Here is a 264-nt window from a genome sequence, read left to right as displayed (position 1 = left end):
AGGAACATCCACCACCTTATCTGGGAACATAATAACCATACGCTCAACTAAGTTAGCGAGCTCACGAATATTACCCGGCCAAGAATGCTCTTTTAAACTATCAATAGCACGCTCTGTAAACTTAGCCGTAGTACCGCTTTGTTCATTTACACGGCGCATTAGCTCTTTAAGTAGCAAAGGGATGTCTTCTGCACGTTGAGCAAGTGATGGGCTCTCAATAGGAAAAACATTTAAGCGATAGTATAAATCTTCTCGGAATGAGCC

1 pseudogene is annotated in these 264 nt (G+C 42.4%); it reads right to left on the bottom strand.

The annotated features are described in order from the left end of the window. A pseudogene (locus SB765_RS30545) lies at positions 1-264 on the bottom strand (sigma-54-dependent Fis family transcriptional regulator); the annotation flags it as partial.

Origin of the sequence: Pseudomonas sp. SIMBA_067, assembly GCF_046534675.1 — a bacterium.
GTDB classification, from domain to species: domain Bacteria; phylum Pseudomonadota; class Gammaproteobacteria; order Pseudomonadales; family Pseudomonadaceae; genus Aquipseudomonas; species Aquipseudomonas putida.
Note: the sequence above shows the minus strand (reverse complement) of the source record. Positions and strands in the feature narration are given on the sequence as shown.